Source organism: Bacteroides sp. PHL 2737 (genome assembly GCF_004115325.2).
In the GTDB taxonomy this organism is placed as follows: Bacteria; Bacteroidota; Bacteroidia; order Bacteroidales; family Bacteroidaceae; genus Bacteroides; species Bacteroides hominis.
Map to the genome: position 1 here is coordinate 1,251,494 of NZ_CP040630.1, position 23,617 is coordinate 1,275,110.

At 41.5% G+C, this 23,617-nt stretch carries 22 protein-coding genes; 19 read left to right on the forward strand and 3 right to left on the reverse strand.

The window, feature by feature from the left end; translation table 11 throughout:
- The first annotated feature begins 4 nt into the window (after positions 1–4).
- The 7 genes from DBK98_RS05340 to DBK98_RS05370 all read left to right on the forward strand — a co-directional run bounded on the left by DBK98_RS05340 (position 5) and on the right by DBK98_RS05370 (position 7,267).
- A complete protein-coding gene (locus DBK98_RS05340; protein WP_032536477.1) occupies positions 5–1,771 on the forward strand; it encodes an HSP90 family protein in 1,767 nt (588 codons plus the stop codon).
- Between the two features lie 8 nt (positions 1,772–1,779).
- The gene (locus DBK98_RS05345; protein ID WP_005812223.1) at positions 1,780–2,859 is read left to right on the forward strand and encodes a hypothetical protein; all 1,080 of its coding nucleotides are present in this window, start codon (positions 1,780–1,782) and stop codon (positions 2,857–2,859) included.
- Positions 2,860–2,916: 57 nt separating this feature from the next.
- Positions 2,917–4,809, forward strand: coding sequence for a biosynthetic arginine decarboxylase (gene speA / locus DBK98_RS05350; RefSeq protein WP_005779381.1), 1,893 nt, complete (start codon positions 2,917–2,919; stop codon positions 4,807–4,809).
- A 133-nt stretch (positions 4,810–4,942) separates the two neighbouring features.
- Complete coding sequence (gene argB / locus DBK98_RS05355) at positions 4,943–5,716, forward strand: acetylglutamate kinase (protein WP_032536476.1); 774 nt, start codon at positions 4,943–4,945, stop codon at positions 5,714–5,716.
- Positions 5,717–5,777: 61 nt separating this feature from the next.
- Positions 5,778–6,287 carry an RNA polymerase sigma factor gene (locus DBK98_RS05360; RefSeq protein WP_005779377.1) on the forward strand — a complete coding sequence of 170 codons (510 nt, stop codon included), beginning with the start codon at positions 5,778–5,780 and terminating at the stop codon, positions 6,285–6,287.
- On the forward strand, positions 6,277–6,786 hold the full coding sequence (locus DBK98_RS05365) for a hypothetical protein (RefSeq protein ID WP_005779375.1): 510 nt from the start codon (positions 6,277–6,279) through the stop codon (positions 6,784–6,786). Before DBK98_RS05360 ends, DBK98_RS05365 begins: the two co-directional genes overlap by 11 nt.
- A gap of 4 nt (positions 6,787–6,790) precedes the next feature.
- On the forward strand, positions 6,791–7,267 hold the full coding sequence (locus tag DBK98_RS05370) for a DUF4252 domain-containing protein (RefSeq protein ID WP_005779373.1): 477 nt from the start codon (positions 6,791–6,793) through the stop codon (positions 7,265–7,267).
- A gap of 187 nt (positions 7,268–7,454) precedes the next feature.
- Here the strand turns inward: DBK98_RS05370 and DBK98_RS05375 are convergent, their stop codons facing one another.
- Entirely contained in the window at positions 7,455–8,234 is a 780-nt protein-coding gene (locus tag DBK98_RS05375; protein WP_005812215.1) for a head GIN domain-containing protein, read from the reverse strand.
- Positions 8,235–8,252: 18 nt separating this feature from the next.
- On the reverse strand, positions 8,253–8,987 hold the full coding sequence (locus tag DBK98_RS05380; protein WP_005812213.1) for a head GIN domain-containing protein: 735 nt from the start codon (positions 8,985–8,987) through the stop codon (positions 8,253–8,255).
- A gap of 120 nt (positions 8,988–9,107) precedes the next feature.
- On the opposite strand from DBK98_RS05380, the gene DBK98_RS05385 reads away from it, so the two are divergent.
- Positions 9,108–9,806 (forward strand): SprT family zinc-dependent metalloprotease, encoded by a 699-nt coding sequence (locus DBK98_RS05385; protein WP_022011219.1) that lies wholly within the window; start codon positions 9,108–9,110, stop codon positions 9,804–9,806.
- A gap of 195 nt (positions 9,807–10,001) precedes the next feature.
- Here DBK98_RS05385 and DBK98_RS05390 read toward each other — a convergent pair whose 3' ends face one another.
- Positions 10,002–10,400: a hypothetical protein gene (locus DBK98_RS05390; RefSeq protein WP_005779366.1), complete on the reverse strand. Its 399-nt coding sequence runs from the start codon at positions 10,398–10,400 to the stop codon at positions 10,002–10,004.
- 227 nt (positions 10,401–10,627) lie between these two features.
- Here DBK98_RS05390 and DBK98_RS05395 point away from each other — a divergent pair, with 227 nt between their 5' ends.
- From DBK98_RS05395 to nusA, 11 genes are all read left to right on the forward strand, one after another.
- Positions 10,628–11,608: a GntR family transcriptional regulator gene (locus DBK98_RS05395; protein WP_022011220.1), complete on the forward strand. Its 981-nt coding sequence runs from the start codon at positions 10,628–10,630 to the stop codon at positions 11,606–11,608.
- Between the two features lie 72 nt (positions 11,609–11,680).
- The gene (gene fucI, locus DBK98_RS05400; RefSeq protein WP_032536475.1) at positions 11,681–13,453 is read left to right on the forward strand and encodes an L-fucose isomerase; all 1,773 of its coding nucleotides are present in this window, start codon (positions 11,681–11,683) and stop codon (positions 13,451–13,453) included.
- An 18-nt stretch (positions 13,454–13,471) separates the two neighbouring features.
- Positions 13,472–14,626, forward strand: coding sequence for a lactaldehyde reductase (fucO, locus tag DBK98_RS05405; RefSeq protein WP_032536474.1), 1,155 nt, complete (start codon positions 13,472–13,474; stop codon positions 14,624–14,626).
- A complete protein-coding gene (locus DBK98_RS05410) occupies positions 14,623–15,261 on the forward strand; it encodes a class II aldolase/adducin family protein (RefSeq protein WP_005812195.1) in 639 nt (212 codons plus the stop codon). The genes fucO and DBK98_RS05410 overlap by 4 nt, the downstream gene beginning before the upstream one ends.
- Positions 15,262–15,280: 19 nt before the next feature.
- Positions 15,281–16,693 carry a rhamnulokinase family protein gene (locus DBK98_RS05415; RefSeq protein ID WP_032536473.1) on the forward strand — a complete coding sequence of 471 codons (1,413 nt, stop codon included), beginning with the start codon at positions 15,281–15,283 and terminating at the stop codon, positions 16,691–16,693.
- Positions 16,694–16,704: 11 nt separating this feature from the next.
- Complete coding sequence (fucP, locus tag DBK98_RS05420) at positions 16,705–18,036, forward strand: L-fucose:H+ symporter permease (RefSeq protein ID WP_032536472.1); 1,332 nt, start codon at positions 16,705–16,707, stop codon at positions 18,034–18,036.
- 13 nt (positions 18,037–18,049) lie between these two features.
- The gene (locus DBK98_RS05425) at positions 18,050–19,153 is read left to right on the forward strand and encodes a hypothetical protein (RefSeq protein ID WP_005779353.1); all 1,104 of its coding nucleotides are present in this window, start codon (positions 18,050–18,052) and stop codon (positions 19,151–19,153) included.
- A 170-nt stretch (positions 19,154–19,323) separates the two neighbouring features.
- Positions 19,324–20,475: a 6-bladed beta-propeller gene (locus tag DBK98_RS05430; RefSeq protein WP_032536470.1), complete on the forward strand. Its 1,152-nt coding sequence runs from the start codon at positions 19,324–19,326 to the stop codon at positions 20,473–20,475.
- Positions 20,475–21,689 (forward strand): 6-bladed beta-propeller, encoded by a 1,215-nt coding sequence (locus DBK98_RS05435; protein WP_032531119.1) that lies wholly within the window; start codon positions 20,475–20,477, stop codon positions 21,687–21,689. Before DBK98_RS05430 ends, DBK98_RS05435 begins: the two co-directional genes overlap by 1 nt.
- Before the next feature lie 137 nt (positions 21,690–21,826).
- Positions 21,827–22,294: a ribosome assembly cofactor RimP gene (gene rimP, locus DBK98_RS05440; RefSeq protein ID WP_005779347.1), complete on the forward strand. Its 468-nt coding sequence runs from the start codon at positions 21,827–21,829 to the stop codon at positions 22,292–22,294.
- 2 nt (positions 22,295–22,296) lie between these two features.
- Complete coding sequence (nusA, locus tag DBK98_RS05445; RefSeq protein ID WP_005812181.1) at positions 22,297–23,559, forward strand: transcription termination factor NusA; 1,263 nt, start codon at positions 22,297–22,299, stop codon at positions 23,557–23,559.
- Positions 23,560–23,617: the final 58 nt, after the last annotated feature.

A 23,617-nucleotide genomic window follows, 5' to 3' on the forward strand; every position in this document is an offset into this window, starting at 1 on the left:
TAAAATGGAAAAAGAAGGTAATAATCTGTTTCAGGTCAATCTAAAAGGGATGATTGCCCTGTTATCAGAACATATTTATAGTAACCCGAATACCTTTGTCAGGGAGCTGTTGCAGAATTGTGTAGATGCTATTACCGCACTTCATAATATCGACGAAAGTTATGTCGGGCGTATTGATGTTTTTCTGAAAGAGGACGGTTCGGTGGTCTTTCAGGACAATGGGATCGGCTTGAAAGAAGAGGAAGTCCATCGTTTTCTTACGGTTATTGGTGAAAGCTCGAAGAGAGATACCCCCTATGCAGACGATTTTATCGGTCGGTTCGGCATAGGCTTGCTGTCTTGTTTCGTGGTGACCAATGAAATTAGGGTAGAGAGCCGGTCGGCAATGGGAGGAAGCCCCGTCTGCTGGTGTGGAAAGGTGGATGGCACTTATCAGACCACTTTTCCCGAAGAAGAGTGGGCGATAGGTTCAAGGGTCGTGTTGTGCCCCAAAAGTGAGTGGACTCATTTGTTTGAGTATGAAGTGTTCAAGAAAATACTGATCAGTTATGGAGAGGTGTTGCCTTACCCGATTTATCTGCATCGTGGAGAGGAAGAAGAACTGGTTAATACCCCGTCACCGGTCTGGCTGAGTCCGAAAGCTACCCGAAAAGAGTTATTGGACTATGGGACGAAAGTTTTTCAGTCGTCTGCTCTTGATGTCTTTCGTATCCGTACAGAGAGCGGGCGGGTAGAAGGCGTACTCTACGTATTGCCTTATCGTACACAATTTTCTGTACGTAACTCGCATAAGGTGTATTTGAAGCGGATGTTGTTGAGTGAAGATGATTGTAACCTTTTGCCCTCATGGGCATTCTTCATTCGATGTTTGGTAAATGCCGACGGGCTTCTTTCTACTGCGTCGCGCGAGTCGTTTGTCAGCAATGATTTATTGAAAGATGCCCGCAAAGAGATCGGGGTTGCTATTAAGGAGTATCTTCGAGGATTGGTGCAGAACAATCGATCGGTGTTTGACAAAATACTGGATGTCCATCATTTCCATATTAAAGCCATAGCTTCGGAAGATAATGAACTGCTACGTTTGTTTATGGATTACCTGCCCTTTGAAACGAACAGGGGAATACGAAGTTTCGGGAGCATCCGTTCGGCGGGGAATACCATTGGCTATACACGTAATCTGGAAGACTTCAGGCAAGTACGGAGAATAGTCGGTGCACAAGGCCGGTTGGTGATCAATGCTGCCTATACATTTGATGAAACGCTGTTAAAGAAGTATGCCCGTCTTAATCAGGAACTGACTTTGGAGGAGATCTCACCCGCTCGTCTGTTGGAGCAGTTTGCTGAAGTGGAAGGTAACAAAGAACACCGGGCCTTTGAGGCAAAAGCCAGTGAGCTGTTGAAACGTTTTGGCTGTATCTGCCGCATGAAACATTTTACACCGGTGGATACTCCGGTTATATTTGTGGCCGAAGAGAAAGAAGAGAACAGCAAAGTCGCCAATAATCCGTTGGCAGCAGTACTGGGTTCGGTAAATGCTAAAAAACGCTTACCGCCTACATTGACTTTCAATGCCGATAACGAGATGGTACAGACATTACTGCAAATTCAAGGAGACAATAAACTGTTTCAGCATGTAGTGTGCATTCTTTATGTACAATCGCTGTTACAAGGCAAATATCCTGTAAACAGTGAGGAAATGGAACTTTTCAATCACTCTCTTTCTGAACTGATGACTACTAAAATGAATGATTTTATAAACTTCCTCAATTAAACAAAAGTATGAAATACACACTTGAGATACAAAAGCTACTGTTGCAGGCACAAAATGATAACCTGCATCCCCGTGAGAAAGCCAATCTACTGAAAGAGGCTGTTCGCATTGCAGATGAGAATGAAGATATACAATGGGCTGTAGAGATGAGGCTGGACCTTATCTATGAATTGAATCTCCTCTCGGCAGATGCTGAAGAGATCGCGGTGTTCTCTAAAATCCTGGACAACTATGAAAACCATAAGGATTTGATTAATGAGGATGATATCTTATGGAAATACAAATGGATATGGTCTTGTACCTTTGATCTTCCCAGTATACCGATGGAGCAGGTGGAAGCGGTAGGTGAAGATTATAAAACCCGTATTTTGCGCAATGGTTATTCATTGCGTACATATTATCACCGGTTGTCTGTGGAATACACTAAAATGAGGGAATATACGAAAGCCAAAGATTACATAGATAAGATGCTGGCGGAAAAGATGGATGACCTGACTTGTGAAGCTTGTGAGCTGAACTTCATGTTGGATTATTATCTTGAAACTGGACAGTTTGAAGAGGCCTATAATCGTGCGCAACCTTTAATTTCCAAGCAAATTTCTTGTTACGAAGCCAATCTGAGAGCTTATCTGAAATTGGCATATTATGCTTATAAAGCCGGGAAGCCGGAGATAGCGGCGGATATGCGTGCACGGGCCGAAGAAGCTTTGGCGGGAAGAGAAAAAGATGAATATCTGCTTCTTTATCTTGGGCTATTCATTGCCTATTATTTTATGACTGATCCGGACAGAGGCTGGGAGTATGTAGAACGTTGTATCCCATGGAGTCTGAATACTAATATGCAGAAAAGATACCGTTTCTCGTGTGATATGGTGGAGGCTCTAAACTACGAGCAGCGTGAAGAGGTCAGTCTGGCTTTACCGGAGGATTTTCCACTTTACCGGGTTGACGGAGTATATTCTGTGGCTGCGCTACGTAATTATTTTTATAGACAAGCGGATGAATTGGCAGGCTTGTATGATGCGCGTAACGGAAATAGCGGATATCAGGAACGATTATTTAATATCAATTTAATTGGCAACCTGTAGATTAATACGTATTTTTGCCGTCCAATTATTTATTAAAAACAACTGAATAACAGAAAAATGAGAAAGTGGCGTATTGAAGATTCTGAAGAACTTTACAACATCACAGGTTGGGGGACTTCATACTTTGGTATTAATGACAAAGGTCATGTTGTTGTTACACCGCGAAAAGATGGCGTAGCCGTCGATTTGAAAGAATTGGTCGACGAGTTGCAGTTGCGTGATGTGGCGGCTCCTATGCTGGTGCGTTTTCCGGATATTCTGGATAACCGTATTGAAAAGACTGCCTATTGTTTTAAACAGGCATCCGAAGAGTATGGATACAAAGCCCAGAATTTTATCATCTATCCGATTAAAGTGAATCAGATGCGCCCGGTTGTTGAAGAAATTATCAGCCATGGCAAGAAATTTAATTTGGGCCTTGAAGCCGGTTCCAAGCCCGAACTGCATGCAGTGATTGCTGTTAATACGGATTCTGACTCTCTTATTATCTGCAACGGCTATAAAGACGAAAGCTATATTGAGCTTGCTTTGCTGGCACAGAAGATGGGTAAACGTATCTTTCTGGTAGTTGAAAAGATGAATGAGTTGAAGCTGATTGCCCGCATGGCAAAGCAGCTGAATGTACAGCCTAATATTGGTATCCGTATCAAATTGGCTTCTTCAGGAAGCGGAAAGTGGGAAGAGTCAGGAGGAGATGCCAGTAAGTTCGGACTGACTTCCAGTGAGTTGCTTGAGGCACTTGACTTTCTGGAAAGTAAAGGCATGAAGGATTGTCTGAAACTGATACACTTCCATATCGGAAGTCAGGTGACAAAGATACGCCGTATCAAGACAGCATTGCGTGAAGCTTCTCAGTTCTATGTGCAGCTCCATGCGATGGGTTTCAAAGTGGAATTTGTTGATATTGGCGGTGGTCTTGGAGTTGATTATGACGGCACCCGTTCGTCAAGTAGTGAGAGTAGTGTCAATTACTCTATTCAGGAGTATGTCAACGACTCTATTTCCACGTTAGTGGATGCCAGTGACAAAAACGGTATTCCCCATCCCAATATTATCACTGAGAGTGGCAGGGCTCTGACTGCACACCACTCTGTCTTGATTTTTGAGGTACTTGAGACGGCTACTTTGCCGGAATGGGATGATGAAGAGGAGATTGCTCCGGATGCGCATGAACTGGTACAGGAACTTTATGGCATTTGGGATACATTGAATCAGAACAAGATGCTTGAAGCATGGCATGATGCCCAGCAGATACGTGAAGAGGCACTCGATCTGTTCAGCCATGGTATCGTAGACCTGAAGACACGTGCTCAGATAGAACGTCTTTACTGGTCTATTACTCGTGAAATCAATCAAATTGCCGGTGGACTGAAACATGCTCCCGATGAATTCCGCGGATTGTCTAAATTGTTGGCTGATAAATATTTCTGTAACTTCTCACTTTTTCAGTCGCTTCCGGATTCTTGGGCGATCGACCAGATATTTCCGATTATGCCCATTCAGCGTTTGGATGAAAAACCGGACCGCTCGGCTACCTTGCAGGACATTACCTGTGATTCCGATGGAAAGATAGCCAATTTTATCTCTACCCGGAATGTAGCACATTATATGCCGGTACATAGCCTGAAGCAGAAAGAGCCTTACTATGTAGCGGTCTTTTTGGTAGGGGCTTATCAGGAAATTCTGGGAGATATGCATAATCTGTTTGGAGACACGAATGCGGTGCATGTTTCTGTCAATGAGAAGGGGTATAATATCGAACAGATTATTGACGGGGAAACGGTCGCAGAAGTGCTCGATTACGTGCAATATAACCCGAAAAAGCTGGTTCGTACTCTTGAAACATGGGTAACAAAATCTGTAAAAGAAGGGAAGATTTCTGTAGAAGAAGGAAAAGAGTTCCTTTCCAATTATCGTTCGGGCTTGTACGGATACACATACCTTGAATAAATAAAAAGAACTATCATTTTATAAATGACGAGCTACAAGTTACGAATACTGCACATGATATCAGTCTCGTTTCTTGTAGCTCGTGGCTTGTAACCTGATGGAGTATAAATCGTAATTTGTAAATAGAAAGAATATGAAGGAAAAACTGACAGTCATTAAAGTTGGTGGCAAAATCGTAGAAGAAGAAGCTACATTGAAGCAGTTACTGGATGATTTTGTTGCCATTGAAGGGCATAAGGTACTTGTTCATGGAGGGGGACGTTCGGCTACAAAGATAGCTGCTTTACTGGGGATTGACAGTAAAATGGTCAATGGACGCCGTATAACCGATGCGGAGATACTGAAGGTTGTGACAATGGTCTATGGTGGGTTGGTAAACAAGAATATTGTAGCCGGATTGCAAGCCCGTGGGGTCAATGCCCTGGGGCTGACCGGAGCGGATATGAATGTAATCCGTTCGATGAAGCGCCCCGTAAAAGAGGTCGATTATGGATTTGTCGGGGATGTAGAGCAGGTAGATGCCACATTGCTTTCTGATTTGATTCATAAAGGAGTGGTTCCGGTGATGGCACCGTTGACACATGACGGACAAGGGAATATGTTGAATACGAATGCAGATACCATTGCCGGAGAGACAGCTAAAGCTCTTTCTGCCATTTTTGATGTGACCTTGGTTTACTGCTTTGAGAAGAAGGGGGTTCTTCGTGATGAAAACGATGATGAGAGTGTCATTTCTCAGATCAATCGTGCCGAGTTTGAACGATATATTGCCGAAGGCGTTATTCAGGGAGGCATGATACCGAAACTTGAGAATTCTTTTGAAGCAATAAATGCAGGTGTGTCTGAGGTGATAATAACCTTAGCGTCAGCCATTCACAAAGGTGGAGGAACCCGGATAAAAAAATAATTCAAAAAAAAGAGGAATACATCTGTAACTTTTCACCAACTCACCCGTCAACTTAATAGAGATGCAAGAAATCAGCTTCCGAGACGACATATTGCCATTGAAAGATAAACTCTTTCGTTTGGCACTCCGAATCACCTTCGACAGGGCCGAAGCAGAGGATGTTGTTCAGGATACGATGATTAGAGTGTGGAATAAACGTGAAGAGTGGACACAGTTCGGATCTATTGAGGCTTATTGCCTGACTGTGGCGAAGAATCTGGCCATAGACCGAAGCCAAAAGAAAGAAGCTCAAAATGTGGAACTCACACCGGAAATGGAGGAAGAATCCGAAGCATCCGGTCCTTATGATCAGTTGATTAATAAGGAACGAATGTCAATCATCCATCGTCTGATTAACGAACTTCCTGAGAAGCAACGGCTTATTATGCAGTTGAGAGATATAGAAGGGGAAAGCTATAAAGAAATAGCGAAAATCTTGAATCTGACAGAGGAACAGGTAAAAGTGAATCTTTTCAGAGCAAGACAAAAGGTAAAACAAAGGTATTTAGAGATTGATGAATATGGATTATAAGTATATAGAACAGCTTTTAGAGCGATACTGGCAATGTGAGACTTCTTTGGAAGAGGAATCGGAATTGCGGTCTTTCTTTTCGGAGGAAGAGGTACCCGCTCATTTGCTCCGTTACAAGGACTTGTTTGTTTATCAGGCAGTTCAACAGGAAGCAGGGCTGGGAGAAGACTTTGATGAACGTATTCTGGCTCAGGTAGAGGCACCTGTAGTAAAAGCAAAACGTCTGACGATGGTTGGAAGGTTTATGCCTTTGTTTAAGGCTGCCGCCGTGATTGCGTTGATTTTGTCATTGGGCAATGTAGCGCAACATACATTCTTTGCCGATGAGGCTTTGGATTATAATTATGATGCTTATAAGGACACATACGATGATCCCGAAGTGGCTTACAAACAAGTTTCTTCTGCTTTGATGATGGTGTCTGAAGGTATAAATAAATCACAGGATCAAATCGCCGGAGATAGTGTGAAGGTTGAATCGATTCGAGTGATGAAGGAATAAAATAATGAAGAGCGTTCTTTTAATGTGCTGGATGGCATTGCTGTCTGTGGCTGTTTCGGCCCAGGACTTTGCTTCACGTTTTATGGCTGAACATAAGGCGGATTCTAATCTGACTTGTGTTACGATCAGTCCGAAAATGATGGAGGAGATAATGAAGAGCGATGCTGAGAAAGATAAAGAGGTGCTGGATATGATCTCTAATCTCAAGAGTATGCAGGTGCTTACTTCCGATGTGGAAGGAAAAAAGTATTTTGATGCAGCTTTGAAGGTGGTTGAGAAGAATACCGGAAGGTTTGAATCGTTTCTTTCTTTTAAGGATAAATCTGAGAATTGTCAGATTATGGTTCGTAAAAAGAAGGATACAATTGTTGAACTGGTGATGCTAATGCACGAAAAGAATCATTTTGCTGTAATAAACTTTACCGGAAATATGAGTCCGGAGTTTATTGCACAGATAAAGAGACATTTTCATTTGCTTTAAACATATAATATAGTTAGTGTGCTTAATTAAAACAACTTTTTGATTTGAGGCTGTGAAGTTTCAATTCTCTCAATTTCAATAAAAAACTAACTAAATAAATGGGCTACCGCGTGATGCAGTAGCCCTTTTATGTTTATGCTACGTCGTCTTCATAGAGCGAAGTTAAACTAAGAGAGAGTTTCTATATTTAAAGTTTTCTTAATCCTCTTTTTGAAAAGTTTATTTGCGGATTACCTTTGTATGCCACACTTCCACTTCCACTGACACCTCCTGTCAGGTTTTCAGTAGCATGACATTTTATGCTGCCCGAACCACTGATATGTGCATTGACATCTTCTGTCTTTAAATCTATGGCATTAATATCTCCTGAACCTGCAATACGATACTCGGCTTTGCCCGATTTGCCGTTCAGCAATACATTTCCCGAACCTGAAATATTTGCTTCTGTGCATGGTACATCGATTTTTTTCAAATTGATGTTTCCTGAACCGTAAATATGCGTTGACAGTTTTGTACAAGAGAAATTGGTTCCATTGATGTTCCCCGATCCGTAAATGCATATTTCTAAATCGTCGTTGCTCTCCATTCCATTTGTAAAGGTCGTGTTTCCTGAGCCATATATGGATAAATGGTTTAATGATGGAGAAGATACTCTGATTTCCAGTTTTCCGCTATTGCGGATGGAGCTATTCTTTTTAAATTTAACCACCAGTGTTTTTCCTTCAACAGTGGTTTCCAATAACTGGACGATGTTGTCGGGACCATAAATCTGTACAGTGGGAGTTCCTTGCTTTTGTGTATAAACAATATCCGAACTGCTCATTGATTTAATTTTGCTGAAAGAACCGACTCTTATGTCTTTAGTGATATAGTTTGAACTTCCACTTACCTGCTTTGTCTGTGAACAGGCCCCAATGATTAATAACAGCATGGAAATTGTAAGGCATGATAATAATTGTTTTTTCATGGTCTTGTGATTATTGTATCAGATATTCTTAATAGTTCCCACTCCTTTTTTATTGAGTGATTTTATGGTAGGATTACCTTTATACTTAATGCTTCCCACTCCTCGTACAGCTGCATTGATAGATTCTACTGCGTTGCAGGTAATATCTCCTACACCCTGTGAACTGGCTTCTACTATATTGGCCTGCAGGTTTCCGGCTTCTATATTGCCTACCCCTTTAGAGTGAAGAGTAGCTGCCTGAACTGTTCCTTCAAGTTTTACATTTCCTACACCCATTGATTGCACATTTAAGCTACTGCAGATTAGTGATTTAATTTTTATATCACCTACTCCTTTGCTTTCCACATAGAGGTTGTCGGTAGTCAAACCGTTATCAATATGTACATCACCTACTCCTTTGAAGGAAATACTGTTTAAAGTTGGAGATGTAATTGTTATCTTCATCTTTTTGAAGTTGCGTACCTTTTTCGATTTATCGATGCTTAACAATAAGGTACTATCTTTTACAGCTACCTGTATTAACGCCACAATGTTATCCGGCCCATAGATTTGTACGTCTGTTTTTCCATCTGCGGATTGTGTGTAATAGATGTCACCTACGGTCCCCGCGTCAATTTTGTTGAACTCCTTCACTTTATAATCTCTCGTGATGAGTTTTTTACTGGGTTGAATACCTTCACCCATATATACGCAACTGCTCAATAACCCTGCTGTTAACAGTAATGTTGACAACATTTTAAAGATTGTTTTCATTTTATTTCGTTTTTAGAGGTTTCTATTAGTTTAGACGTAGGTTGAGTAGGAAAAGTTGCATCTATCTTTCTTTTTTCTGCAAAAGAATCCGTTTATTTGTATTTATAATTAAGAACAACATTGGATAAGATTATTGAAGATAAGGAGTTAGGACGTCTGATCGTACGTGATAATGTGCGTGCCAAGAGACTCGTTTTTCGTACAAAAGCTGATGCGATCTATGTTAGTATACCTCCGGGAGTTACGATGAAGGAGGTAAAGGAGGCGATAGAGAAATTACGTTCCAGATTGTTGGATTCCAGGCAGAAGTTGATACGTCCTCTGATTGACCTGAACTATCGGATCGAGACAGAATACTTCAAGTTATCATTGGTTAGTGGTAAGAGGGAGAAATTCTTGGCTCATTCCGAATTGGGAGAAATGCGGATTATTTGTCCCCCGACGGCCGATTTTACAGATTCTAATTTACAGGACTGGCTCCGTAAAGTAATTGAAGAAGCTTTGCGACGGAATGCAAAGATTATCTTGCCTCCCCGGTTGTATATGCTTTCGGAGCGGTATGGGTTGCCTTACAAAAGTGTTCAGATAAATTCAAGTCGTGGACGATGGGGAAGCTGCTCTTCTCACAAAAAGATAAATCTCTCTTATTTTCTTGTATTATTGCCAAAGCATTTGATAGATTATGTTCTTTTGCACGAACTTTGCCATACTTGTGAGATGAATCATGGTGATCGTTTTTGGGATTTGCTTAATGGTTTCACCGGAGGTAAAGCTTTAGAGCTGCGCGAAGAGTTGAAAAAATATAAGACTGAGATTTGACATTGCAATCACAAAACAGATGTTGCAAGAATCCTTTCCACCAAAGATTACACTGATTGTTACAGATTGATTGCCGGCATTGATAATCGGTTTTGGGCTTTTTCATCTGTGCGAATCGGAATAATTCTGTAGTGTCTTTTGATATCTCCCTTTACAGTCTTTTATACCCTATGCGGTTAGGAAAAAAACGTCTTTCTATTTTTGTGGTAGCTGTTTGATACCGTCAATATCCTTTTCAAAACGGTAAGTACCACCTTTTTCACTCAGATCAAATGCGGCTACTGTTTCAGTCTGATTATTTACAATCATCAGTGCACTTTGCTCTGCGAAGCGTCCGACTTCGATAGCAGTAGGCTCTTCTTTAATCTGTTTATTCATGATCAAGCTGTCATTGACAAACAGTGAGATCGAATCACCCACGAAGCCTTTTGTCAGCTGAATGGAGTACGTTTCACTAAAGTGACGGACAGCTTCTTTTTCCCGTTGCAATCTCAGACTCATATATACAAAGATGACTACGACAAATATGACGGCAAATGCTAAAATGCCGTTTCCTACCATAAATTGCTTGTTAGTGTTAAGACGATGTGCCATAATACTATATTCTTTAATATTCGGGGTAAAGATAGCAAATCTTTTTGTATCTCATTTGTTTTTGTGTAAGTATAAAAGTTACAAAAAAATAACGAGATCTCTGAATTCTAATCCTTTTGTGTTATATAACATATCAGTTTACATTGTTCGTGCAGAATAAATTATCTTTCTTTGCATCGTGATAGTTCAGCATAGCTATCTGCAATTAAAAACCTTTATTGATACGTATGAAAATAACTTTTGGACAACAAACGACCAAAGTAAAGCAATTGGCTGACAAGATTAGCTTTGATATCTCGATGGGAGTATATAAATCGGGAGATTCACTGCCTTCGATCAATCAACTTAGCCATGCGTATGAGGTATCCCGAGATACTGTATTTAAAGCTTTTCTTGATTTAAAAGAGAGAGGAATTATCGATTCTACTCCCGGGAAAGGGTATTATGTGGTTGGAAGATTGAAAAATGTACTTCTTTTGCTTGATGAATATTCACCTTTTAAATATGCGCTTTATAATAGTTTTGTAAAGCGTTTGTCTATCCGTTATAAAGTCGACTTGTTGTTTCATCAGTACAATGAACGTTTGTTCAATACCATCATCCGTGAATCGTTGGGGCGGTACAATAAATATATTGTGATGAACTTCGATAACGAAAAACTGTCTCCTAATCTTTATAAGATAAATCCATCTAAACTTCTTCTTCTTGATTTCGGTAAATTTGAGAAAGAGGAGTTCTCTTATGTTTGTCAGGACTTTGACCAAGGATTCTATAATGCGCTACTTCAACTGGCAGATCGATTGAAGAAATATCAAAAACTCGTTTTCGTGTTAGTGAATGATAGCATGCATCCCCGGAGTAGCCGTGACTTTTTTGAGAAATTCTGTGCCGATCAACATCTTGGTTGTGAGGTAGTGAGTGATATTGAAGGACTTCAGGTTCGCAAAGGAGAAGTATATATAGCGATTCGTCAAATAGATGTGGTGAGTATTATTAAGAAAAGTCGTATTGAGGGTTTACAATGTGGAGTTGATTTTGGCTTAATAGGGTATAATGACACACCTGCTTATGAAGTGATAGATCAGGGAATAACTGCATTAAGTGTAGATTGGGAGAAAATGGGTGATAAGGCTGCCGAATTTGTTCTGCAGGGAAAAGCCATACAAGATTACCTGCCTACGGAAGTCAGGCTGAGAGCTTCTTTATAAAAGAGTTTTTCAGAATTGTGTGTCAGCACAGGTCAGCATGGAAGAATTGTCTAATGAATTTAATAATATAGTATGAAAAAGTATCCGAAAATCGGGATTCGTCCCACCATCGATGGACGCCAGGGTGGTGTTCGCGAAAGCCTTGAAGAAAAAACAATGAATCTGGCAAAAGCTGTTGCCGAGTTGATTACTTCTAATCTCAGAAATGGCGATGGAACTCCTGTGGAGTGTGTGATTGCAGATGGAACTATCGGACGTGTTGCCGAAAGTGCTGCTTGTGCAGAAAAGTTTGAACGTGAAGGGGTAGGAGCTACTATTACTGTCACCTCATGCTGGTGTTATGGGGCTGAGACAATGGATATGAATCCATATTATCCGAAAGCTGTTTGGGGATTCAATGGGACGGAGCGCCCGGGAGCGGTGTATCTGGCTGCTGTGCTGGCAGGACATGCACAGAAGGGGTTGCCTGCATTTGGTATTTACGGTCGCGATGTACAAGACTTGAATGATAACTCTATTCCTGCGGATGTGGCAGAAAAAATTCTGCGTTTTGCCCGTGCTGCTCAGGCTGTAGCTACGATGCGTGGGAAGTCTTACCTTTCTATGGGTAGTGTTTCTATGGGTATTGCCGGTTCTATTGTAAATCCGGACTTCTTCCAGGAATATTTGGGTATGCGTAATGAGTCGGTCGATTTGACAGAGATAATTCGCCGCATGGCCGAAGGCATTTATGATAAGGAAGAATATGCCAAAGCGATGGCTTGGACTGAGAAATATTGCAAAAAGAATGAAGGACATGATTTCAATGTGCCTGAAAAAACAAAGACACGTGTGCAGAAAGATGAAGACTGGGAGTTCATTGTCAAGATGACTATCATCATGCGCGATTTGATGCAGGGTAATCCGAAGCTAAAAGAACTTGGATTTAAGGAAGAGGCTTTAGGACACAATGCCATTGCAGCGGGTTTCCAAGGACAGCGTCAATGGACGGATTTCTATCCGAATGGTGATTTCTCGGAAGCATTGCTCAATACTTCATTCGACTGGAATGGTATTCGTGAAGCATATGTAGTGGCCACTGAGAATGATGCTTGTAATGGTGTAGCTATGCTGTTCGGTCATCTGTTGACGAATCGTGCACAGATTTTCTCGGATGTACGTACTTATTGGAGTCCGGAGGCTGTGAAACGTGTTACGGGTAAGGAACTGTCAGGTATGGCTGCTAATGGTATTATTCATTTGATTAATTCGGGAGCAACTACTCTTGACGGAACAGGGCAGCAAACGGATGTCAATGGAGAACCTACCATGAAACCTTGTTGGGAGGTTACGGAAGGAGAAGTTGAGAAATGTCTGGAAGCTACTACTTGGTATCCCGCCAATCGTGATTATTTCCGTGGAGGAGGTTTCTCTTCTAATTTCCTTTCGAAAGGAGGTATGCCCGTAACTATGATGCGACTGAACCTGATTAAAGGTCTTGGACCGGTACTGCAGATAGCCGAAGGTTGGACAGTAGAGATTGATCCGGAGATTCATAAATTACTTGATGAACGTACGGACCGTACATGGCCTACTACTTGGTTTGTTCCTCGTTTATGTGATAAACCTGCCTTTAAAGATGTATACTCCGTGATGAATAACTGGGGAGCTAACCATGGTGCAATCAGTTACGGGCATATTGGTCAGGATGTGATTACACTGGCTTCCATGCTTCGTATTCCGGTTTGCATGCACAATGTGGAGGATGATCAGATTTTCCGTCCGGCGGCCTGGAATGCCTTCGGTATGGATAAAGAGGGAGCCGACTACAGAGCTTGTACTACTTATGGTCCTATTTATAAGTAACCTTTAGAAGAACGCAATATGATCAATCGATTTATATTAAACGAAGTTTCTTACTTCGGTCCGGGAGCACGTGAAGTGCTCCCTAAGGAAATCTCACGTTTGGGACTACACAAAGCATTTGTCGCAACCGATAAAGATTTGATAAAATTCGGAGTGGCGGACAAAGTGCTTAAGGTGCTGGATGCTGCTAAGATTCCTTATGTGATATTCAGTGAAATTAAGCCGAATCCTACAGTATCGAATGTAAAAGCCGGTGTGGAAGCATTTGCGGCATCCGGTGCGGACTTTATCCTGGCGATTGGCGGTGGCTCTTCTATGGATACGGCAAAGGCAATTGGGATTATTACTAATAATCCGGAATTCAGTGATGTCGTTTCATTGGAAGGCGTGGCGGATACCAAGAAGAAATCCGTACCTATTATTGCATTGCCTACTACTGCCGGAACGGCAGCAGAAGTGACTATCAACTATGTGATTACAGACGAACAGAACCAAAAAAAGATGGTTTGTGTGGATCCGAATGATATTCCGGCTATAGCGATAGTAGATGCCGAGCTGATGTATACACTTCCTAAAAGCCTGACTGCAGCTACGGGACTTGATGCACTGACACACGCCATTGAAGGGTTGATAACCAAAGGTGCATGGGAGATGAGCGATATGTTCGAAATTAAAGCTATTGAAATGATCAACCGTTATCTGGTGACTGCCGTTGAAGAACCGTCAAATGCGGAGGCACGTAATGGTATGGCAGTAGCCCAGTATATTGCCGGTATGGCTTTTTCGAATGTCGGTTTAGGAGTCGTTCATGGTATGGCACATCCGTTGGGGGCTATTTTTGATATTCCTCATGGCGTAGCCAATGCGTTGTTATTACCTATTGTTATGGAGTTCAATGCTCCGGCTGCTCTTGACAAATATGTAGAGATAGCTAAGGCTATGAACGTGTATTCTGCAGGTATGGCTAAAGAAGAGGCAGCTAAAGCAGCCGTAGATGCTGTAAAAGCATTATCTTTGAAGGTCAATATTCCACAACACTTGTCCGATTTGGGCATTCAGGAAAGGGATCTTGACCGTCTTGCTACAGCTGCGTTTGCTGATGTCTGTACGCCGGGTAATCCACGGGAAGTAACAAAAGAAATTATTCTTGATTTATATAAGAAAGCATTATGATAACTAATGAACATATCGAGCAGTATCTTGCTCAGGCACATCGCTATGGCGATGCTAAATTAATGTTGTGCAGCAGCGGTAACCTTTCATGGAGAATCGGTGAAGAAGCACTTGTTTCCGGAACGGGTTCTTGGGTACCGAACCTGCAGAAAGAAAAAGTATCTGTTTGCAATATTTCTACGGGTATACCCCAGAATGGAGTAAAACCTTCTATGGAAAGTACTTTTCATTTGGGAATCCTTCGTGAACGTCCGGATGTAAATGTAGTTCTGCATTTTCAATCGGAATATGCTACAGCTGTTTCCTGTATGAGAAACAAACCGTCAAATTTCAATGTAACTGCTGAGGTACCTTGCCATGTCGGTAAAGAGATTCCTATCATTCCTTACTATCGTCCGGGTTCGCCTGAACTGGCTGAAGCTGTTGTGGAAGCGATGAAAGAGCATAACTCTGTATTGCTGACCAATCATGGACAGGTGGTGTGTGGTAAAGATTTTGATCAGGTGTACGAACGGGCCACTTTCTTTGAAATGGCTTGCCGGATTATCGTTCAATCCGGAGGAGATTATTCGGTCCTGACTCCGGAAGAGATTGATGATCTGGAAATATATGTGTTAGGAAAGAAAACAAAATAGAAATAATGACGACCAGCTTATGAGTACTTACTTAGCAGCTGACTTTGGTGGAGGTAGCGGCCGTATTATGGCCGGTACCCTCACTGAAGGTAAGCTAAAACTGGAAGAGGTATATCGTTTTGGTAATCGGCAAATTAGACTCGGAAACCATGTCTATTGGGATTTTCTTTCTCTCTTCGAAGAAATGAAAAACGGACTTCGTGTCGCTGCCCGAAAAGGCTATCTGGTGAAAAGTATCGCTATAGATACTTGGGGAGTCGATTTTGGGCTGATTGACAAAGATGGTAATCTGTTGGGGAATCCGGTTTGTTACCGTGATTCTCGTACTAATGGTATGCCTGAGCGGGTGTTTAAGCAGATTGATCAAGCTGCCCATTATGCAGAAACAGGCATCCAAGTGATGCCTATCAATACTCTGTTTCAACTATATAGTATGAAGCAGAACAACGATGTACAACTCCGGGTAGCTGATAAACTATTATTTATGCCTGATTTGTTCAGCTATTTCCTTACAGGAACAGCGAATAATGAATATTGTATTGCTTCTACTTCTGAGTTACTTGATGCTTGTCAGCGCAACTGGTCGGATAACTTGATTAGTGAATTAGGATTACCCCGCCATCTTTTTGGTGACATTGTGCTTCCCGGGACTATTCGCGGTAAACTGAAACAAGAAATTGCGGATGAAACCGGTTTAGGCTGTATTGATGTCGTTGCTGTCGGTTCACATGACACAGCCAGTGCTGTATTTGCTGTTCCTTCCAATGAACCGGATCGGGCTTATCTTAGTTCGGGAACCTGGTCCTTGCTTGGAACAGAGATTGACCAACCGATTTTGACGGAGGAAGCACGTTTGGGAGGATTCACGAATGAGGGTGGCATACAAGGCAAGATACGCTTCTTGCAGAATATAACCGGGCTTTGGATTTTACAACGTTTGATGGCTGAGTGGAAAGAACGGGGCGAAGAAACCAGTTATGATCGTGTGATAGCCGAAGCAACGTTATCAGATATCCGTTCGGTAATCGATGTAGATGATTCCTCTTTTTGCAATCCAGACTGTATGGAAGAGTCGATTGCTGAGTATTGTCATAAGCATCATTTGAGAGTGCCGGTTTCTCAAGGAGAGTTTGTTCGTTGTGTCATTGAATCATTGGCACACCGTTATAAATTAGGAGTTGAACAGATGAATCGCTGTCTGCCGGCACCGGTTAAACAACTCCATATTATCGGAGGAGGCTGCCAGAATCGTTTGCTAAACCAACTTACTGCAAATGCTTTAGGCATTCCGGTATATGCAGGTCCGGTGGAAGCGACTGCTATCGGCAATATCTTAGTACAAGCGAAAGCTCAAGGTGAAATAGATACTTGGGAAGAGCTAAAAGAAATTATCATAAACAGTGTAAAACCTCAGGTATATTATCCTGAATAACCCGACAACCCATGAAAAACACCAACCGTTCCATTCTTCATAAAGATGGAGTTAGTTATATCCTGCCATTTATTTTAGTGACTTCTTGTTTTGCCTTATGGGGGTTCGCTAATGATATTACCAATCCAATGGTAAAGGCCTTCTCGAAAATATTTCGTATGAGTGTCACCGACGGGGCATTGGTACAGGTCGCTTTTTACGGAGGCTACTTTGCGATGGCTTTCCCTGCTGCAATGTTTATTCGTAAATACTCTTATAAAGCCGGTATTCTGCTGGGACTGGGGTTATATGCTTTGGGTGCCTTGCTGTTTTTCCCGGCAAAGATGACAGGCGATTATTACCCTTTCCTGCTCGCTTATTTTATTTTGACGTGTGGACTCTCGTTTCTGGAAACAAGTGCTAACCCTTATATATTATCGATGGGTACGGAGGAGACGGCGACCCGACGATTGAATCTGGCGCAGTCGTTTAATCCAATGGGATCATTATTGGGTATGTATGTAGCCATGAACTTCATTCAGGCGCGTCTGAATCCCATGGATACGGTAGAACGCAGCCAATTGTCTCCGTCTGAGTTTGAGGTATTGAAAGAGTCGGATTTGTCCGTGCTGATTGCCCCTTACCTGATTATAGGATTAGTGATTCTTGCCATGCTTTTTCTGATACGTGCCGTTAAAATGCCTAAGAATGGTGATAAGAATCATAATATTGATTTTATACCAACGCTAAAGCGTATTTTTAAAGTTCATCATTATAGAGAAGGAGTCATAGCGCAATTCTTTTATGTGGGTGCACAGATTATGTGTTGGACTTTTGTTATCCAATATGGAACACGCTTGTTTATGTCGCAGGGAATGGAGGAGAAGGCTGCTGAAGTGCTTTCCCAGGAATATAATATAATTGCTATGATTATTTTTTGTATAAGCCGTTTCGTGTGTACATTTATTCTTCGCTACCTGAATCCGGGGATGCTTCTCAAGATTCTTGCGATTGCGGGTGGTGCTTTTACGTTGGGTGTGATTTTTTTGCAAAACATATGGGGATTGTATTGTTTAGTAGCTGTTTCGGCTTGTATGTCACTAATGTTTCCCACGATTTATGGCATTGCTCTTCGTGGTTTAGGTGATGATGCCAAGTTTGGGGCTGCCGGTTTGATTATGGCTATTTTGGGAGGCTCTGTGTTGCCACCGTTACAGGCTTGTATTATTGACCAACATACATTGTTGGGTATGCCTGCTGTAAACTTGTCTTTCATACTTCCTTTTATCTGTTTCGTAGTGATTATCATTTATGGACATCGTACTTGTGCACGTGTGAAGAAGATAAAAGCAGCACGAAAGTAATATTGAGAATCGGATGCGGCGTTTGACGATTCTTCTGAGCAACTGTTTTCTTCTGCTTGTGTCATTAGCCTCTTGCGGGAAAGTGCCATTAGCGGAAGAAGCAGTGTTTTCTATACCGGTGGATACGGCATTCATGAGGCTTCGTCAATGGGAGTGGTATTGTCAGAAACGGGCTGACAGTTGCCTGACAGAGAATAATTATCAGGGAGCTTTATCTTGGCTGGATTCCGCTCGTATCCAAGTGGAACATTACGGACGTCCTTATTATATATTGGCACGCGGGGACGTATATTATTCCATCCATCAATATGATTCTGCCCGTCGTTATTTTAGTATGGCAGCCCATTCCATTCATCCGCATATTGCTATCGAAGCTTGGAGGAAACTTGCAGAACTGGAACTTATGGAAGGAAATGAGAAGCAAGTGTTCTATTCTACGCAGAAGGCAGATGCGCTTTTCCGGGTGGAGATAGGCCATGTGCAAAGTGATAACAGTGAAGCTCTATATCAGGAAGAGAGGTTGAAAAACGAGTTAAACCAATTGAAGATTGCCAAACAGAATCGGGAAATTGCTATGTTAACTTTGAGCCTTTGTCTGATTATACTGATTGCTTTGTTTATTTTCTACCGGCAAAATAAGATAAAGCGTGAAAAAGAGCGTCTGCTTCTTGAAGAGAAAGCCAAGTTGGAGCAAGAGAACCAAATACTGAAACAAACTGAAGAGTTAAGTGCTTTGAGAGAAAAAGAGGCGGTTTTGCGAGAGTCTTTGTTCCGTAAGGTCGATGTTTTGCGTAAAATACCCTCCCTCAATGAAGAAGAGCAGGAGAGTGGTGAACATCGCATAGCTTTGTCGGAAAGAGAGTGGGAGGAAATTCGTCAGACGGTGGATAATGCTTATGATGGGTTTTCACAACGGTTGCTTGCACGCTTTCCTTTGTTGACCTTAAAAGATATTTATTTCTGCTGTCTGGTGAAGATCAATGTCAGTATAAAGGACCTTTCCGATATTTATTGTATTAGTCGTACCTCGGTTAGTAAAAAGAAATTTCGCATCAAGCGAGAGAAGCTTGGAGCAGAGGATTCGGACTCTTTAGATGACTTTTTGCGTGGTTTTTAGTTCTCGGAAACTTGTTTGTCCATGCTATTTTAAGAAAGGACCTGTCTAATGCGTTGGTATATAGTGTGATAGTGTGCTGCTTTTTGAAGTGCTTTGTCTATATCCCTTTTTGTTTTTCCTGTACCCGATGGTTAATTTTGCAATATCAAAACTTTAAAAATGTACATGATATGTTGAATCGACTGAACTATTTCATTATGTCGGCAGGGCTACTTGTTTTAGTAGCATGTTCGTCTAATTCCGGGAAACAGGTAGAGGTGGCAAATACTCCTTTTGTTTACGATGGATTAAAAGAGTATCCGATAAAAGAGTTGAAACTGTCCGATCTGGCAGTTAGTGATTATGTGTTATTAAAAGACGATGAAAATTCATTGTTGGGTAGGTTACCGACAAATCCCTGTATGCAGGTCACTGAAGACCGGATTTATATTCAGGATGAAGAGCAGCAGGCTATATTTATTTTTGACCGTCAGGGAAATCCATTATTGCAAATGCGTCATAAAGGGGGCGGCCCTCAGGAATGGGCGTCTCTGAACTCTTTCTATGTGGACAGTCCTAATAAAGAAATTATAGTGTTGGACTGGGCTAAAAAGTTTATAGTTTATGATTTGAATGGGAAATTTAAACGAAGCTTCCCGACGCCCGGTTGCTCTTGGAAGTTTGCTAACTTGAATGATGAGGCCGTACTGATATATTGTCCTTTTACGAATCGTAATAACGGAGAGGCAGTTTGCATCGTTTCTAAAAAAGATGGCAAAAAGTTGCATGTGTGTCCTATTACGATAGATAATTTTGTGTGGGATAGCGAGGGGCGTATTGGCTATGAACCATTGAAGCCAGCTTATGGTGGGATTTTATTTTCAGATTTATCATTGAAAGGCGTGTATTTTATTGATGCTGAAACATATGAAGTAAAACAAGTTATTGATGAAGTGACAGAATATAAATTTGAAAATGCAGAGTTTGTTAAGCTACATCCGGCGATTGATGCTAAAGACTATACTTTGTATACTACGCTCGGTACGAAATGGTTGACTCCGGATATGCCAATGAACTATTACTATTTCGATAAGAGGGAGCAGAAAATGTATACTTTGAAAAATGAAACCGGATGGGCTGTTTTAAAAGATGTCTGCAATGTACAGAGAACCCGTACGACGAATACTCCAGGTATCGGCATTGGCTATTATTGGCCTTCTACTATGAAAGGAGAGTCGATGCAAGCTGAAAAAGAGCAGTTTGACCCTCGTTTCCGGGCAATAATGGACTCTATACCTGAAGAAGGTAACCCTGTATTACAAATTATGAACTTCAATAAATGATGAAGCTGTTCCGCAAGATATTGATTATTTGTCTTCTTGGGAAGTTAATGGCTTGTTCGCCATTAGCTTCCGGGGAGATAAATGATGTTTGGGGGCATAAGCAAGTGGCTACGGTTGAAATGGCAGGTTCTGATAGCGTTTGGGTCTGCCACTTGTCTATGTTGAAGGATACGGTTACTGTACCTCTTAGTCATTTTGTCGAGGAACTGGAAATGGTCATACTTGATAATCGGGATGCTGCATTGGTCTCTCCTTCCAAAACAATTATTGGCAAACAGTATATTTTAGTATATAAAATGGGGCATGTCCCTTTCAAACTTTTTACTAAAAGCGGGACCTATTTGAGGGATATCGGTTCCTTTGGTCAAGGTGCGGGTGAATATGGCTTAGTTTACGATGCACAGATGGATGAGGAGAATAACCGGCTTTATGTGTTATGTTGGCAGGCCGACCATATCTTGGTATTCGATTTACAGGGAAATATACTTCAACCGATTCGATTGGCGCATTGGTCACCTAAAGGGATATTTCATGTAGAAACGGAACGAGGACGAGTGCATGTTTGTGCTCTTTCTTTTAATCGTGACTTTGTAGGTGATAGGCATTCGCCTATGATTTGGACGCAAAGTTTGGATGGCAAGATTATAAAAGAACTTCCGGCAGGGTATTTGGCCGTGAATGATTATGGAAATGAAATCAAATCTCTGAATAATGGGACGGTGATGGACATCGGTTTCTGGTTTGGAGGGCAATATCGTAACGATTCATTATATCACTATAATAACCACGAGTTTAGGCTCGTTCCACGTTTTACGCTTGATTATGGAGGACATGAGTTGACCCCACACAGCTTCGGAGAGTTGCCGAATCACTTCTGGGGAGAAATATCATATCCTGTAAGGCTAAGTCCACATTCGTCAACTACCACTCCTCCGGAATATTATATGGTTGATAAACATACTTTACGAGGCGCTTTTGTTGAAATATACAATGATTTCTTAGGTGGCATTCCTGCTGACTGGTTCTTTTCATCTCATGACGGATATTATGTTTGGAATGTTGAACCTGCACGATTGAAGCAAATGGTTGAGGAGCGTTTGTCTTCAGGTGAGATTATCTCGGATTCGGATCGAAGAAAGCTGACCGAACTGCTTGGGAGTATTAAAGAAAACGATAACAATTATATTTTCTATGGTCGATTGAAATGTAGATAGTTCCTGTTTTTTTCTTATCATTTCTTTTTTTTCTCTAATATTTTGTAGTCGAACAGATTATTTATATCTTTGCACCCGAAACGGATGAAAGGTGGAGGGGCGATTAAGCTCCTTTTTTTGTTCTTAATAGTTAATCAATGATAGAAAAAAGAACTGTTTGTCAGATTGTTGAAGAGTGGCTGGAGGGAAAAGACTATTTTCTGGTAGAAGTGACCGTCAGCCCTGATGACAAAATTGTGGTCGAAATTGACCATGCAGAAGGGGTTTGGATTGAAGACTGTGTGGAGCTGAGTCGCTTCATTGAGTCGAAACTGAATCGTGAAGAGGAAGATTATGAGCTGGAAGTAGGTTCTGCCGGAATCGGACAGCCATTTAAAGTATTGCAACAGTACTATAACCACATCGGCCTGGAGGTGGAAGTACTGACTAAAGGCGGACGCAAACTGAGCGGGGTCTTGAAAGATGCCGATGAAGAAAAGTTTGTTGTGACCGTACAAAAGAAAGTAAAACCCGAAGGAGCCAAACGTCCTCAGTTGGTAGAAGAGGATGAAACCTTCACCTATGATGATATAAAATATACTAAATACTTAATTAGTTTTAAATAATTATGGCCAAGAAAGAAGAAACAATCAGCTTGATTGATACATTTTCGGAATTTAAGGAACTGAAGAATATTGATAGAACCACGATGGTAAGCGTGCTTGAAGAGTCGTTCCGTAGTGTGATCGCGAAAATGTTTGGCACTGATGAAAATTACGACGTAATTGTGAACCCGGATAAGGGTGACTTTGAAATATGGCGTAACCGTGAGGTAGTGGCAGACGAGGATTTGACTAACCCGAATATGCAAATTTCGTTGACTGAAGCACAAAAAATCGATGCTTCTTACGAAGTGGGTGAAGAAGTAACCGATGAAGTGATTTTCGCTAAGTTCGGTCGCCGTGCTATTTTGAATCTTCGTCAGACCCTGGCTTCTAAAATTCTTGAGCTTGAAAAGGACAGTATTTATAATAAATACATTGATAAAGTAGGTACTATCATCAACGCAGAAGTATACCAGATCTGGAAAAAAGAGATGTTGCTGCTTGACGATGAAGGAAACGAGTTATTGTTGCCGAAAACAGAGCAGATACCAAGCGATTTTTATCGTAAAGGAGAAACTGCCCGTGCAGTGGTGGCACGCGTGGACAACAAAAACAACAATCCGAAGATTATCCTCTCGCGTACTTCTCCGGTTTTCCTGCAGCGCTTGTTCGAGATGGAAGTACCTGAAATAAACGATGGCTTGATTACCATCAAAAAGATTGCCCGTATTCCCGGTGAACGTGCTAAGATTGCGGTAGAATCTTATGATGACAGAATTGATCCTGTAGGAGCCTGTGTAGGTGTAAAGGGAAGTCGTATTCATGGCATCGTACGTGAACTTCGCAATGAAAACATTGATGTGATTAATTATACATCAAATATTTCATTGTTTATCCAGCGTGCTTTAAGCCCGGCCAAAATCTCTTCTATTCGGTTGAATGAAGAAGAACGTAAAGCTGAGGTATTCCTGAAACCGGAAGAGGTATCGTTGGCTATTGGTAAAGGCGGTTTGAATATCAAACTGGCCAGTATGTTGACTGAGTACACTATCGACGTGTTCCGTGAGTTGGATGAAAACGCGCAGGATGAAGACATTTATCTGGATGAATTCAGAGATGAAATCGACGGATGGGTGATTGATGCTATTAAAGCAATTGGCATTGATACGGCTAAGTCCGTATTGACTGCACCTCGCGAAATGCTGATTGAAAAAACGGATCTGGAAGAAGAGACGGTGGACGAGGTATTACGCATTTTGAAATCGGAGTTTGAAGATAATGAATAATAGATCAATGCGATGATGTGCCGATATGCCAATAAACAGAAAGGGCGTATAGGAATTG